Source organism: Thermoclostridium stercorarium subsp. stercorarium DSM 8532 (assembly GCF_000331995.1).
In the GTDB taxonomy this organism is placed as follows: Bacteria; Bacillota; Clostridia; order DSM-8532; family DSM-8532; genus Thermoclostridium; species Thermoclostridium stercorarium.
The window spans coordinates 2464156-2478806 of record NC_020134.1 but is presented as its reverse complement, the minus strand read 5'-3'; the positions used below and the strand labels follow the sequence as shown (position 1 = coordinate 2478806).

13 protein-coding genes are annotated in these 14651 nt (G+C 43.6%); 10 read left to right on the top strand and 3 right to left on the bottom strand.

All coding sequences use genetic code 11. The annotated features are described in order from the left end of the window. Nucleotides 1-140: 140 nt before the first annotated feature. From galT to CST_RS10670, 8 genes are all read left to right on the top strand, one after another. Nucleotides 141-1112, top strand: coding sequence for a galactose-1-phosphate uridylyltransferase (gene galT, locus CST_RS10710; protein ID WP_015359926.1), 972 nt, complete (start codon nt 141-143; stop codon nt 1110-1112). Between the two features lie 94 nt (nt 1113-1206). Then, on the top strand, nt 1207-2391 hold the full coding sequence (locus tag CST_RS10705) for a galactokinase (protein WP_015359925.1): 1185 nt from the start codon (nt 1207-1209) through the stop codon (nt 2389-2391). Nucleotide 2392: 1 nt separating this feature from the next. Next, the gene (galE, locus tag CST_RS10700; protein WP_015359924.1) at nt 2393-3379 is read left to right on the top strand and encodes a UDP-glucose 4-epimerase GalE; all 987 of its coding nucleotides are present in this window, start codon (nt 2393-2395) and stop codon (nt 3377-3379) included. Nucleotides 3380-3491: 112 nt separating this feature from the next. Then, a complete protein-coding gene (gene rpmE, locus CST_RS10695) occupies nt 3492-3692 on the top strand; it encodes a 50S ribosomal protein L31 (protein ID WP_015359923.1) in 201 nt (66 codons plus the stop codon). A gap of 169 nt (nt 3693-3861) precedes the next feature. Then, nucleotides 3862-4776 carry a YitT family protein gene (locus CST_RS10690; protein ID WP_242823552.1) on the top strand — a complete coding sequence of 305 codons (915 nt, stop codon included), beginning with the start codon at nt 3862-3864 and terminating at the stop codon, nt 4774-4776. Between the two features lie 208 nt (nt 4777-4984). After that, nucleotides 4985-5842 (top strand): transketolase, encoded by an 858-nt coding sequence (locus CST_RS10685; protein WP_015359920.1) that lies wholly within the window; start codon nt 4985-4987, stop codon nt 5840-5842. Between the two features lie 44 nt (nt 5843-5886). Further along, nucleotides 5887-6819 (top strand): transketolase family protein, encoded by a 933-nt coding sequence (locus tag CST_RS10680; protein ID WP_015359919.1) that lies wholly within the window; start codon nt 5887-5889, stop codon nt 6817-6819. 235 nt (nt 6820-7054) lie between these two features. After that, a complete protein-coding gene (locus CST_RS10670; RefSeq protein WP_015359917.1) occupies nt 7055-8161 on the top strand; it encodes an RtcB family protein in 1107 nt (368 codons plus the stop codon). 1 nt (nt 8162) lies between these two features. Here CST_RS10670 and CST_RS10665 read toward each other — a convergent pair whose 3' ends face one another. Next, on the bottom strand, nt 8163-8831 hold the full coding sequence (locus tag CST_RS10665; protein WP_015359916.1) for a GTP pyrophosphokinase: 669 nt from the start codon (nt 8829-8831) through the stop codon (nt 8163-8165). Between the two features lie 184 nt (nt 8832-9015). Here CST_RS10665 and CST_RS10660 point away from each other — a divergent pair, with 184 nt between their 5' ends. After that, a complete protein-coding gene (locus CST_RS10660) occupies nt 9016-9363 on the top strand; it encodes a YcxB family protein (protein ID WP_242823551.1) in 348 nt (115 codons plus the stop codon). A gap of 136 nt (nt 9364-9499) precedes the next feature. Here the strand turns inward: CST_RS10660 and CST_RS10655 are convergent, their stop codons facing one another. Both CST_RS10655 and CST_RS10650 read right to left on the bottom strand, forming a co-directional pair. Next, the gene (locus CST_RS10655; RefSeq protein ID WP_015359914.1) at nt 9500-10204 is read right to left on the bottom strand and encodes a histidine phosphatase family protein; all 705 of its coding nucleotides are present in this window, start codon (nt 10202-10204) and stop codon (nt 9500-9502) included. Between the two features lie 67 nt (nt 10205-10271). After that, on the bottom strand, nt 10272-11120 hold the full coding sequence (locus CST_RS10650) for a helix-turn-helix domain-containing protein (protein ID WP_015359913.1): 849 nt from the start codon (nt 11118-11120) through the stop codon (nt 10272-10274). Between the two features lie 185 nt (nt 11121-11305). Between CST_RS10650 and CST_RS10645 the strand changes: the two genes are divergently transcribed. Further along, nucleotides 11306-14611: a DUF5107 domain-containing protein gene (locus tag CST_RS10645; protein ID WP_015359912.1), complete on the top strand. Its 3306-nt coding sequence runs from the start codon at nt 11306-11308 to the stop codon at nt 14609-14611. Nucleotides 14612-14651: the final 40 nt, after the last annotated feature.

The following is a 14651-nucleotide window of genomic DNA, read 5'->3' as shown; positions in this document are numbered from 1 at the left end:
AAACATTGTACCATTTACATTGTCCCGCGGCAATAATACAATAAAAATGAAATAATAACATAAGTACTGGTTTACTGGTTTTGGAACAATCGGCTTTTTCGGCCTTATGGGTTAAAAAGATTACCGAAGGGAGAATTGTTATGGCTGAATTACGCTGGCATCCGTTTATTAAGGACTGGGTAATGATTGCATCCCACAGGCAGAACAGGCCTCAGATGCCTAAGGACTGGTGTCCGTTCTGTCCCGGTTCAGGCAAGGTGCCCGATAATTATGAGGTGCTGAAATATGACAATGACTTTCCGGCTTTGATGCAAAACCCGCCCGAACCCGATCCGGTGGGCAATGATTTCTTTAAAGTGAAAGAAGCATATGGGAAATGCGAGGTTATTTTGTATTCCCCTGAACATACCGTCACATTGCCCGAGCTTCCTGAAGAACACGTGGAAAAGCTGGTGGAGCTCTGGACACAGCGATTTATCGAACTTTCAAAGGACGAAAAAATAAAATACGTTTTTATTTTTGAAAACAGGGGAGAAGTGGTTGGCGTAACAATGCCCCATCCCCATGGCCAGATATACGGTTATTCCTTCATACCGAAGAAGATACAGCTGGAACTGGAGGCGTCGAAGGAGCATTTTGAGGAACATCACGAATGCCTGATGTGCAGGTTTTTGAAGGAAGAACAGAAATTTGGCAAAAGGGTTATTTTTGAAAACGAGGACTTTTCGGTTGTGCTTCCGTTCTTTGTTGAGTACCCGTACGGAGTGTATATTGTTTCAAAACGCCATTTTCAGAATCTTGCTCAGATGACTGAAAGGGAAAAACGGAACCTGGCGAAGGCTGTCAGGGAAACCGCAGGAATGCTGGATGCGTTATTTGACATGCCTTTCCCGTATATGATGTGCATGCACCAGAATCCCGTAAACAGTGAAAACACAGAAGATTATTATCATTTCCATATCGAGTTTTTCCCGCCGATGCGTTCAAAGGACAAACAGAAATTTAACGCGTCCAGTGAAACCGGTGTGTGGGCTCACTGTAATCCCACGGCGCCCGAAGAAAAGGCGGAGGAACTGAAAGTCGCATACCGGAAGTTTGTATCAACGAAATGACTTGTTTATGAGCTCAGAAAAATTTTAAGGTATGCTTTTGTATGTCATGAAAATTAAGACCGGTATACCGGGATAAAAACAGGGGGTACAGTTTATGATTAATGTGCTTGTTGAAACCTTTATTAAATATTTTGGCGGCACAAGTGAAGGGATCAGGGTATTCAAAGCTCCGGGCAGGGTGAACCTCATAGGCGAACACACCGATTATAACGGCGGCTTTGTTTTTCCTGCGGCGCTGACAATGTGCACGACCGTACTGGCAAGACCGAGAAGTGACAGAAAAATCAACTTGATTGCAACAGATCTGAAACAAATGGTAAATGCCGATTTGGATAACCTGGATCAATACAGGGATTTGAAATGGGGAAATTACCAGCTTGGTGTTGCGGACGAGCTTCAGAAAGCCGGTTATCCCCTGTGCGGCTGTGATTTGATGTATTATGACAAAGTACCCCTGGGCAGCGGGTTGTCGTCTTCTGCGGCAATAGAAATAGCCACCGCGCTGGCGCTGGTAAGCCTGGGTTTTGCGGCAAACGGCATAAACCGGGAAATTGACATGGTGGAACTGGCATTGATATCGCAGCGGGCCGAGCATAACTATGTCGGCGTAAAATGCGGAATTATGGATCAGTTTGCATCGGCAATGGGCAAAAAGGACATGGCCATTTTCCTGGACTGCAGGGATTTGAAATATGAACTGGTTCCGCTGAAAATGAATGATTATAAGCTGGTTATTTCCAATACAAACAAGAAAAGAAGCCTTGGCGAGGGCAAATACAATGAAAGAAGACGGGAATGCGAAGAAGGTCTTTTGATGCTTCAGAAGGCCTTACCCGGCATTACCTGTCTCAGAGAGGTATCGGTTGAGGACTTTGTAAAGTATGAAAATCTTATTACCGACGAGACAATCAAAAAACGCGTAAAACATGTGGTATATGAAAACCAGAGGGTGCTGGAATCGGTGAAGGCACTCAAGAATAATGACTTGACTGCATTCGGAAAGCTTATGAATGAGTCCCATGATTCACTGAGGGATTTGTATGAAGTAACAGGCAATGAGCTTGATACGCTGGTTAACGAGGCAAGAAAGATAAACGGGGTTTTGGGTTCGAGAATGACAGGAGCCGGTTTTGGCGGATGTACCGTAAGTCTGGTTCATAAAGACAGTATTACTGAATTTATCGATAAGGTCGGAGAGGCATACGAAAAGAAAATAGGATACGCTGCAAGCTTTTATATTTCGGAAATCGGTGACGGAGGACGTGAGGAGGTAATATAAGATGGCTATACTGGTTCCCGGAGGGGCAGGATACATAGGAAGCCACACCGTTCTTGAGCTTCTTGAAGCAGGCGAAGAGGTTGTGGTTATTGATAATCTTTTCAAAGGACACAGGGAAGCCGTACTGGGCGGCAAGTTTTATCAGGGCGATTTAAGGGACGGCGAGTTTCTGGACAGGGTTTTTTCGGAAAATGAAATTGAAGCCGTTATTGATTTTGCCGCCTTTTCACTCGTGGGCGAAAGCGTAAGCGAGCCGCTGGCTTATTATAACAACAATGTGATGGCAACAATGGTACTCCTTGAAAAAATGAGAGACTACGGTGTTCGTTATATTGTTTTTTCATCCACGGCGGCTACATACGGAGAGCCTGAGAATATTCCGATTATGGAAACCGATAAAACCGAACCTACAAATCCGTACGGAGAGACTAAACTTGCCGTTGAAAAAATGCTCAAGTGGTGCGACAAAGCCTATGGAATTAAATACACATGCCTCAGATACTTTAACGCCGCAGGAGCGCATGAAAGCGGCAAAATTGGTGAAGATCACACACCCGAAACACATCTTATCCCGATAGTTCTCCAGACGGCGCTGGGGCAGCGGGAAGCCGTTTATGTTTTCGGTAATGACTATGACACACCCGACGGTACGTGCATAAGGGATTATATCCATGTTACCGATTTGGCTGACGCCCATATTCTTGCCCTGAACCGGCTCAGAAACGGAGGGGAAAGTACGGTTTATAATCTTGGAAACGGAATGGGCTTTTCTGTTAAGGAAGTGATTGAAACGGCAAGAAAGGTAACAGGGAAACCAATACGTGAGGAAGTAACGGGCAGACGACCGGGAGACCCTGCGATCCTGGTGGCCTCATCAGAAAAAATAAAGAAGGAGCTTGGCTGGTCACCAAAATACACCACCCTTGAATCAATAATTGAATCGGCGTGGAAATGGCATTCATCGCATCCTAACGGGTATAAAAAATAGTTTTTCCCTTGATATGGCCGAGACGTTATGCTATAATTACACTCAGCGCTTTTTCGGAAGGGCATGTAAGCATATGTGAATAGATAATTAGCTACTAAGAGAGGTGATAAGCATGAAGGAAGGAATCCATCCAAATTACGGAAAGGCAATTGTCAGGTGTGCCTGCGGCAATACATTTGAAACAGGCTCAACAAAACCCGAACTTCGTGTGGAAATCTGCTCACAATGCCATCCGTTCTTTACAGGGAAACAGAAATTTGTTGATTCAGGCGGACGTGTAGACAGATTTAAGAAAAAGTACGGTCTCAAATAAATTATGCCGTTGCGGACTGGTGTGTTCAAAAACGCTGCTAAGCGCAATAAACCGGGTAAAGCCCGGTTTTTCTTTTGTTCATTTGATACGATGTGTTATAATTATCCTGTATTTCTGAGTATTAGCCGAATGATTGCCGAAGTTTTGAAGGAAACTATCTATAACAGTTGTGCAAAGGGTGTTGTGCGTGAAGTTTTCACATTATAAAATCACTTCATTGTTACAGATTTTTTTTGGTTCAATAATTCTTGCTCTTGCGATGAACATTTTTCTTATACCGTATAAAATCGCGCCCGGCGGTGTTTCAGGCATTGCCACCGTCATTTACCACGTTTCCGGAGAAAGAATACCCGTCGGTTTTACGATGCTTGCAATAAATATCCCGTTATTTCTCGCGGCCATGAAAATCAAAGGCAGAAATTTCATTATAAAATCGACCCTTGGCGCAGTATTCCTGTCGGTAATAATTGACATTACCGAGCAGGGAATATCCAGGTTGCGTGAGCTTGTTCTCGCTTCGGCGGATTACAGCTCCGCCGACATATTGCTTTTTGCGCTGGCAGGCGGTTTTGCGTCGGGAATCGGGCTTGGCTTTGTTTTTAAGGAGGATGCCACTACAGGCGGTACTGACATGGCCGCTTCGCTTCTGAACAAGGCCTTTCCATGGATTCCTGTCGGAACTTTGCTCATGATCCTGGACGGGTTGGTTATTCTGATTGCAACGGTGGTGTTCAAAAGCTTCAGGCTTGGCTTGTATTCTGTAGTTGCCCTGTACGTTTCCGCACGGACATTGGACAGGTTCCTCGAAGGACTTAATTATGCCAAGTCGTTGATGATTATTTCGCGGGAATCGGAGAAAATTGCCAGGGCCCTTATGGAGAATATTGACAGAGGGGTTACGGGTATATACGGAAAAGGCATGTATACCGACAATCCGTATATGATATTGTTATGTGTGGTTAAGAAGGAAGAAATTCACAGGGTTAAAAACGAAGTAAAGAAAATAGATCCCAACGCTTTTGTATTGCTTACCGATGTCAGGGAGGTTTTAGGCGAGGGATTTACTTCGCATCATGTAAGTTAGGAAAATATGGCTATGTATTTCGGATATTTGATCTGTTTTAATTTTTATATTAAATATATTAAAAAGTGGACGTACTTTTATTTTTAGGTTATACTTTTTATTGATTTATGAATACCAAAATACATACTATATCGGCGCTTTGCTTGATTTAACAAGTAAGTAATTGGGAATTTATATACTATAATTCATAATAGAAAGGATTGTGCGTATGGACAAGAAGGAAATTCTCCGTCTGAAAAGAATAGCCACAAATATACGAAAGAATATTTTAAGAGCAACCTGTGCGGCCGGCAGCGGTCATCCCGGAGGTTCCTTATCGATAGCTGATATTATGACTTATTTATATTTTAAGGAGATGAATATAGACCCTAAAGATCCGCGCAACCCGGACAGGGACAGGTTTGTAATGTCAAAGGGGCATTGTGCGCCCGTGCTTTACGCAACCCTTGCTGAAAGGGGTTTTTTCCCGAAAGAGGATTTGATTACGCTTAGAAAAACCACAAGCTACCTTGAAGGTCATCCGAACATGAAGAGCACGCCGGGTGTTGACATGTCTACCGGTTCTCTGGCGCAGGGGTTGTCTACGGCTGTTGGAATGGCACTGGCCGGAAAACTGGACGGGAAAAATTACCGTGTATTTGTAGGAATGGGCGATGGCGAGCTTGAAGAAGGGCTTGTCTGGGAGGCGGCAATGGCTGCTGCCCACTATAAGCTGGATAATCTCATCTGTTTCGTTGATTACAACGGGCTTCAGATAGACGGAAAAATCACCGAGGTTATGAATCCTGAACCAATAGCTGATAAATTTACGGCCTTTGGCTGGTATGTTCAGTCAATAGATGCCCATGATTTCAATCAGATTGAGCAGGCAGTGGAAAACGCAAAGAAGCAGAAAGGCAGACCCAATATGATTGTTGCCCACTCCATAAAAGGAAAAGGCGTATCTTTCATGGAGAATCAGCCGGGCTGGCATGGAGTGGCTCCGAAACCTGAAGAATGTGAGAGAGGTCTGGCGGAACTGGATGCGTACCTGGCATCGCTGGATGCGGAGGAGCAGGCTCTGTAACTTTGAGTTAATTAAGTTTACAGAAAACGGAGGTTGAACGATTTATGGCAAATATAGCAACTCGTCAGGCATATGGAGAAGCTTTGGCCGAATTTGGAGCAGATGAGAGAATTGTCGTGCTTGATGCGGACTTATCGAAATCCACGAAAACCGATCTGTTTAAGAAAAAATACCCTGAAAGGCATTTCAACATGGGTATAGCCGAAGCCGGTATGATGTGTACCGCGGCGGGCCTTGCAAGCTGCGGAAAGATTGTTTTCGCAAGCTCATTTGCGGTTTTTGCCGCCGGAAGGGCTTTCGAAATGATAAGAAATTCAATCTGTTACCCGAATTTTAATGTAAAAATAGGTGCAACCCACGCAGGAATATCTGTGGGTGAAGACGGAGCCTCTCACCAGGCGATTGAGGATATTGCGCTGATGAGATCCCTGCCGAACATGTCGATTATAAGCCCGTGTGATGCTGTGAGCACACGTTTTGCGGTAAAGGCAGCAATAGAGAAGGAAGGTCCTGTGTATTTGAGGTTCGGAAGGCTTGCAGTTCCTCAGATTTACGATGAAAACGCCACTTTCGAATTCGGGAAGGGAGTCCTTCTCAGGGACGGCACCGATGTGACCATTATAGCAAACGGCTTAATGGTTCAATACGCCCTGGAAGCAGCCAAAATTCTCGAAGAACAGGATATCAGCGCAAGAGTCATTGATATTCATACAATAAAACCGATAGACAGGGATATCATATTAAAAGCCGCAAAAGAGACAGGATGCATTGTCACTGCCGAAGAACACTCGGTTGTAGGCGGGCTTGGAAGTGCCGTTGCCGAGGTTGTATGCAGCGAATATCCTGTACCGGTAAAAATGGTCGGAATTCAGGACCAGTTCGGTAAATCGGGGAACCCGTATGAATTACTTAAAATGTACGGACTTACCGCTGAAAACATAGCGGCAAAAGCAATTGAAGCCATGCAGATGCTGTAAAAATAACATGAAATGATATTTGGCTGAGCAGGCGGGGGAATGGCAACCGCCTGCCCTCTGAATTTTTTACCGGCGTTTTTTAAAAGACAAACCTTTGTATCAAAGGCTTGTCTTTTTCTTAAGTTGCAAAAATTTCTTGTTCCCGTTTTCAGCCTTTACTGCCTTGTCCTTAATGTAACCGCCGATTTTGTCAGCTTCTCAGCGACAGTCCGATACCGAAATAAAGGGTGAAAAGATGATTCTGGTAAAAGGAAAATACAATACCGCCAAAATATTTACATGCAATGTGGAAAGCGGAGCATTGGATCAAATTAAGGAATTGTGTGATCAGGAATTTGTAAAGGACAGCATAATAAGAATTATGCCTGATGTGCATGAGGGCATTGGCTGTACCATTGGTACCACGATGACAATTACCGATAAAATTGTGCCCAATCTGGTGGGTGTGGACATAGGCTGTGGAATGGAAACGGTAAAACTTAGGCAAAGAAACATCGATTTTAAAAAGCTTGACAGAATAATTTATGATTATATACCTTCCGGTTTCGATATCAGGAAAAAACCTCATAAATACGCTGAATATATTGATCTGAGCAGACTTGCCTGCAAAAATCATGTCAATCTTGACAGGGCAAGACTGAGTATAGGAACGCTTGGCGGCGGAAACCATTTTATAGAAGTCAACAGGGACAGCCATGACAATCTGTACCTGGTTGTCCATACAGGCAGCAGGCATCTTGGAAAACAGGTGGCGGAATATTATCAGAAACTGGCGTATGAGGAGCTTAGAAGGAAAGACGTTAATGTAGGCAAGCACCTGGCTTATGTCCATGGGGAGAGTTTCCGGAATTACCTCAATGACATGAAAATAGTTCAGCAATATGCCGTGTATAACCGCAAAGCCATTATTGATGAGATTTTGACAAGAATGGGTCTGGAGGAGGAAGACAGGTTTACTACAATCCACAACTATATTGATCTGGATGGCATGATTCTAAGAAAGGGCGCCATATCCGCCAAAAAAGGCGAAAGAGTGTTAATACCCCTTAATATGAGGGACGGAAGCCTGATCTGCACAGGAAAGGGCAACAGGGAATGGAATTATTCGGCACCCCATGGCGCGGGACGGATTATGAGCAGAAGAAAGGCAAAGGAAACCATAAGCCTTGAGGATTTTAAAAAAACCATGGAGGGCATATATACCACCACCGTCAATTATGACACTCTGGACGAGTGCGCTCTGGCGTATAAGCCAATGGATGAAATTATTGACAATATCCGGGATACGGTTGAAATAGTCGACATCATACGCCCGCTTTATAATTTTAAAACCGCGGAATAAATTACAATTGCCATAATTGCCTGTAAATATCCCGGATTTTCATATCAATGGCATTCACTGCATCGGCGCATTCTTTTAATTGTTCCTTAATGTTATCGGGCAACGGTCTGGAGGATTTGTAGATTAAATTGTGTTCAAGGCTGGCCCAGCAGTCCATCGCAATGGTACGGATTTGAACTTCCACCGGAACATGTTCCTTCCTGTCGGACAAGAACACGGGTGTAACAACCACAAGGTGCAGACTGCGGTACCCGTTTTCTTTCGGGTTGGCTATGTAGTCTCTTTTCCGGACTAATGCAACATCATCCTGTTTCAGTAACAAATCCGCGATTGTGTAAATATCGTCGATGTAATTACATATAACACGGATACCCGCTATATCCATAATATTTTTCCTGATTGATTCCAGACTTAATTCATATCCTTTGCGGTTCAGTTTTTCAATAATGCTTTGAGGGGTTTTCAGCCTGCATTCAATATGATGTATCGGATTGTGGTTATACCTTACCTGAAATTCCTCGCCCAGGATTTCAACTTTGGTTTTGACTTTTCTCATTGCTGCATTATACAGTTGCCTTAACTCAAGAAAATCCTGAATTTGGTCGGCTATATCCACCTGACGCCCTGCCACCACGAGCTGTGTATTGCTTTGCCTTTTCCTTTTTAACATATCTTCACCTTTTATATTCTGATTTTATATGGGTTTGACTTTGCCTTTTCTTGTCCTTCATTATAGTTGGCAAATATGAACTTAATTTAAACAAAAGATTAAAATTTTTGTTGCACTGCTTGGCGGTTTGGTTATTGTTTTTGACAACGGGAATTTTAGCGCGGTAAAATTCATTTTAGGCTGGGTGTTTTTATATGCCGTTGCGGTATTAACCGTAGTACTGAAGGTTGAGAGGGTAAACGCAAAACGGGTGAAAACCGACAAAACCGGGACTTTTGACAACGTAAATACTTTAAAATTTTATGTCGACAGGATTGTTTTTGAAAATGATGCGCTCAGGTCAAAAGGAGAATTGAAATATAATCAGTTTTATGCCGTATTGGAAAGCAAAGACTGTTTTATTTTATATTTAACGGCAAACCAGGCTACATTAATAAGAAAAAAGGATGTGGAGAACCTTAATCTGTTTAAGGATTTTTTGCTGAAAAATTCAAGGAAATATATAAAGCGGTATAAACTCCGTTTTACATAAAAAGTTCCGCTTACTCATAATGAAAGCCTTATATTTTTATAGTCCGTTTCTGTGTAATCGGAGTGATAATTTCCTTTAAACAAGATTGCAATTAAGAGGGATGGATATTTGGGTTTCTCCATCCCCGTTTCCGGAATTAATAAAAGTTTCTGATTATGCCGCTTGGCTTTTCCTGCAGCCCGGCGTGATACAAATGAGAAATGTCCCCTACATACAGACACCTCGGAACAGCCCACTCATCTGAGCGTTCATCAAAAAGAACGGTGGTCACCGACGTCGGAGCAAGCCAGAACCCCGACCACATTAATGTCAAAGGAATTTCGAGAAGATGGGCAAGCCACGTCAGAGCAAGGCCGTTATGACAGAAGACCGCAATTTTGTACGTGTTCCGTTTTAAAATTCTGTACCTGCCACCGATTCTCTCATAGCCCAGACTCTTCAGAAAATCATCCGAACCTTTTTTTACTTTTTCAAAAGCTTCGGAAATAATTGGCTGGTTAAAAAACTCCTCCTTCATCCATGTTTCATGGTTTGGCATTGTGTCGCGGCTTCGTATGAATTCACCCGGAATATCCCATGTCATCGACGGGCCCCATGGGGTGTTTTCAAACCATAATTCATGCAGTTCCCTGGTCCAGTCCAGGATTTCATAGTCCATGCCTAAAGCATCGGCGGTATATTTCATTGTTGCCATTGCCCGTCCCAGCGGTGAACAGAATATTTTGTCGAGCCCTGTCCTGCGCATCCGCTCTGCAAGAGCCCTGGCTTCCAGATGCCCGTCGGGGGTTATCGTATCGTTTTCGTAATCAGGATCAGCATGGCGTATAATATACAGTCGCATTTTTTCATCTCCCTGATGACAGTAGTTTATAATCATTATAATATACTTTTTAGTTTAGGCAACCTGCTTAATTCCCTTTCATTGTCCTGTATTCGGTGGGAGTTACGCCCAGGCGCCTTTTAAAGGCGCTGCAGAAGACACTTTCACTGGAGAATCCCGTGGAATAACAGATATCCTTTACCGAAAGGCGGGAGTTTCTGAGCAGATATTTCGCCGTATTGATGCGCACGTTGACAATGTATTCATACGGCGTCAGGCCTGTTTCTTTCTTAAATATCCTGATAAAATGGTACGGGCTGAATCCGGTCCGTTCAGCCAGGTGTTCAACGTTAATGTTCCGGGCAAAATTCTTGTTGATATAGGAAATGGTTTCCTCCACTACGTTTATATAATCCCGGGGCAGTACACTGTTGGGGGTATACAGGTGAAAGGCCGTCAGAATATCGTTAAGGTACTTGGACATAAGGGGTTCTTTGATGACATCACCCGAATAAAAAGTGTTATATATAGCCGACAGCTTTGATAACACCGGATAGGGATCGGGCATAAAAAATGAATTTCCGAGGCGGGAAACAATACTTTCATAGTGTGCTCTTGCAGTTACGCCGTCAAAGTGGCACCAGAGCGATTCCCAGCCGGTATCTGAATAATAGGCGTGCGGCTTATAGCAGTCTATAAATACAAAGTTACCTGCCGTTACATCCTGTGTACGGCCTTCGTATTCAAGAGTAAGTTTTCCTTTCTGGATATACATGATTAAAAAGCTGTCATAGGAGTTTCTCCTCAGTGAATAACCGCTTTTGTATATAAAATATCCGGCGTATAGGGGATAGAGAAACATCTTTTGGGCGGTTTTGCTGGGATAATAGATGAAATACTCCGATTCGTGCGCGACAAGCTCTTCGCAGGACTTCATAACATGCACCTCCGGAACCGGTTTGTACCAATATTTTAAGGGACTGACAAGCAAACAGGCAATAGCAAAAATTCTAAATAACTCAGCAATTATAAATAATGTTTCATCTTTGGGCATCGTTTATATTAAAAGTGACATTAGGAAAAGCCATGACAATAAAAATAAATTTAAAAAGGTGATTGGTTATGAACGGTGTTAAGGCTTGGGTTGAAAAAGTTATAATACCCACTTATGGCACAGGGGAACCTGAAAAAGTTCCAATGTTTCTTGAAAAGCGGGTTTATCAGGGAAGCAGCGGAAAAGTGTATCCGTACCCGGTGATTGAAAAAATCTGCGATGAAAAGAAAGACAAGGAATATACCGCCGTCTTTCTTGAAAATGAATATCTGAAAGTTATGGTTTTGCCCGAGCTGGGCGGCAGAATACAGCGGGCATACGACAAGACCAACGGTTTTGATTTTGTTTACCACAACAGGGTAATAAAACCCGCGCTGGTAGGACTGTTGGGCCCGTGGATTTCAGGGGGCATTGAATTCAACTGGCCACAGCATCACAGACCAACCACTTTCCTTCCGGTGGACTTTATTCTTTTTGATAACGAAGACGGGAGCAAGTCGGTGCTGTTGCATGACGTGGATCAGATGTACGGCACAAAGGCAATTGCAAAAATCACCCTTTACCCCGGAAAGGCTTATATTGAAATTACAGGACAGCTATACAACCGCACGCATCTTCCGCAGACTTTTCTCTGGTGGGCAAATCCCGCTTTCCCGGCAAATGAAAATACCCAGTCAATTTTCCCGCCCGATGTTCACGCCGTTATGGATCACGGCAAGAGGGATGTTTCACGTTTTCCGGTTGCCACAGGAATTTACTATAAGAAGGATTACAGTGAGGGTGTGGATATTTCCCGTTATAAGAATATTCCGGTTCCCACTTCATTCATGGCCGAGAAATCCAAATATGACTTTATTGGCGGTTATGATCACGGGAAAAAAGCGGGAATACTTCATGTAGCCGATCATCACATTTCACCCGGAAAGAAACAATGGACGTGGGGTTGTGGAGATTTTGGAAAGGCGTGGGAGAGGAATCTGACCGATGAGGACGGGCCATATATCGAACTGATGACGGGCGTTTATACCGACAATCAGCCCGATTTCAGCTGGCTAAAGCCTTTTGAAGAGAAAACCTTCAGACAGTATTTCATGCCCTATAAGGAGATTGGACAGGTTAAAAACGCTACAGCAGAAGCCGCAATAAATTTAAGCTGTAATGATGAGGAAATATTCATTGCCGCTTATGCCACCGGTATTTATGAAAATGCCGAGGTAGTATTGACTTACGGCTTGATCGAAATTTTCAGGGAAAATGTTAAGCTTTCACCTGTGGACGTTTATAAAAGGATTTTAAAGAAAAAGGAATTAGGTCTGGGGAAAGCGGAGGATGAGAAGCTGAAACTGCGCGTTTTTGCCGATGGAAAATGCCTTGTGGAGTATCAGCCGGAACCTGAGGAAATTCAGAAGATGCCCGAACCGGCAAAGGCTGCAAAGGATCCCACCGAGATTATGACGAACGAGGAATTGTATTTAACCGGACTTCATATTGAACAGTACAGGCATGCTACGTATCTGCCCGATCCGTATTATCTGGAGGGACTGAAGAGGGATCCCGGAGACATAAGAATTAACAACGCTTATGGTCTGCTGTTAATGAGAAGGGGCGATTTTGCAAACGCAGAAAAACATTTCAGGACGGCATTGAAACGATTGACCGAAAGAAACCCCAATCCATATAACAGCGAAAGCTATTATCTTCTGGGTCTGGTCCTCTTATACCAGGGCAGGGACGAGGAGGCCTATGACGCTTTCTATAAGGCGACGTGGAGCAACGAACAGCAGGAAATGTCGTATTATTTTCTGGCGGCAATCGATGCGAAAAAGGGAAATTTCACAAAGGCTTTGGAACACGTGGAAAGGGGACTGGTTAAGAACTCCCACAATATTAAGGCAAGAGGCCTGAAAGCATATATACTCAGAAAACTGGGACGGATAAATGAATGCAAAGCGCTGATAGAAGAAAATCTCAGGCTGGATCCGTTCGATTTCGTGTCGGGAAACGAGAAAGTTATTATAAACGGTAACAGTGCCGAACTTAGAGTGGAATTGAACAGAAGAATGCGAAATTTCCATGAAAACTATCTTATGACAGCAAGGGATTACGCTGAGTTCGGCGCTTATGAAGAAGCAGTGGCGTTACTTAACGAATGTACGGGCAAATACCCGATGCTGAAGTATTATGAAGCATACTACAGGCATTTAACGGGAGAAAGCGATGACAATGTTCGGGAACTTATAAATGAAGCCGAAAGCCGCCCGACAGACTATTGTTTCCCGAACAAACCGGAAGATATTGCGGTGCTCCGTTTTGCCATTGATTTCGGAAACGGGGTCAGAGCGAAATACTACCTTGGGAATCTCTATTACGACAAGCTGCAGTGGCAGAAGGCGGTTTTGCTGTGGGAAGAAGCCGCTGAAGCAGAACCTGATTTTTACATAATTCACCGGAACCTGGCGGTAGCCTATTACAACAAACTGAAAGCCCGGGACAAAGCCAAAGCGGAAATGGAAAAGGCGTTTCGACTGAATCCCCGTGATGAGCGGGTATTTATGGAACTGGATCAGTTGTATAAAAAACTGGGAATGAGTTTTGAAGAACGTCTGAAAAATTATGAAGCACATAAGGAATTGATTGAAAGACGGGATGATTTATACACCGAATACGTAACTCTGCTTAACATGTGCGGTTATTATGAAAAGGCCTACGAATGCATAATGGGGCACAGGTTCCATCCATGGGAAGGCGGGGAAGGCAAAATTGCAACTCAGTATAAGCTGTCCCTTCTTGAGATGGCAGCAAAGGCGAAGGCTGAAGGACATTTTTGCGATGCGGAGAGATTACTGAGGCAGGCCCTTGTATATCCCGAAAATCTGGGCGAAGGCAAACTTGAAGGAACGAAGGATAACCACATTTATTATAATCTTGGACTGGTGCTGGAGGCGCTGGGAAAAATCCAGGAGGCAAAGGAATGTTATGAACGGGCTACAGAAGGAAATTACGAACCTAAAGGGATTATGTATTATTACGACCAGCCTGCCGATATGATTCTGTATCAGGGATTGGCTTATCAGAAACTGGGAAGGATCGCAGAGGCAAAATCCCGGTTTTACCGCCTGATTGATTACGGTGAACAGCATTTGGACGATGAAGTCAAAATTGATTACTTTGCGGTTTCACTGCCTGATTTCGGAATTTTTGAGGAGGATTATACAATAAGAAACCGTGCCCATTGCTTTTACCTGATGGCCCTTGGTAATATAGGACTGGGTAATTTTGAAAAGGCGAAGAATTTCCTTGACGAAGCGGTAAAAATTGAGCCTTCTCATATGATGTGCAGGGTTTACCAAAGGTACCTTGCAGATAGAACTTAGCGCTTATTTATTAAAAAGTATGCCTTTGCCGGAATTCATA

Bases quoted from the DNA above. Each gene is read 5' to 3' on its own strand.
- galT (WP_015359926.1), top strand. From the start codon at position 141: ATGGCTGAATTACGCTGGCATCCGTTTATTAAGGACTGGGTAATGATT.
- CST_RS10705 (WP_015359925.1), top strand. From the start codon at position 1,207: ATGATTAATGTGCTTGTTGAAACCTTTATTAAATATTTTGGCGGCACA.
- galE (WP_015359924.1), top strand. From the start codon at position 2,393: ATGGCTATACTGGTTCCCGGAGGGGCAGGATACATAGGAAGCCACACC.
- rpmE (WP_015359923.1), top strand. From the start codon at position 3,492: ATGAAGGAAGGAATCCATCCAAATTACGGAAAGGCAATTGTCAGGTGT.
- CST_RS10685 (WP_015359920.1), top strand. From the start codon at position 4,985: ATGGACAAGAAGGAAATTCTCCGTCTGAAAAGAATAGCCACAAATATA.
- CST_RS10680 (WP_015359919.1), top strand. From the start codon at position 5,887: ATGGCAAATATAGCAACTCGTCAGGCATATGGAGAAGCTTTGGCCGAA.
- CST_RS10670 (WP_015359917.1), top strand. From the start codon at position 7,055: ATGATTCTGGTAAAAGGAAAATACAATACCGCCAAAATATTTACATGC.
- CST_RS10665 (WP_015359916.1), bottom strand. From the start codon at position 8,831: ATGTTAAAAAGGAAAAGGCAAAGCAATACACAGCTCGTGGTGGCAGGG.
- CST_RS10655 (WP_015359914.1), bottom strand. From the start codon at position 10,204: ATGCGACTGTATATTATACGCCATGCTGATCCTGATTACGAAAACGAT.
- CST_RS10650 (WP_015359913.1), bottom strand. From the start codon at position 11,120: ATGAAGTCCTGCGAAGAGCTTGTCGCGCACGAATCGGAGTATTTCATC.
- CST_RS10645 (WP_015359912.1), top strand. From the start codon at position 11,306: ATGAACGGTGTTAAGGCTTGGGTTGAAAAAGTTATAATACCCACTTAT.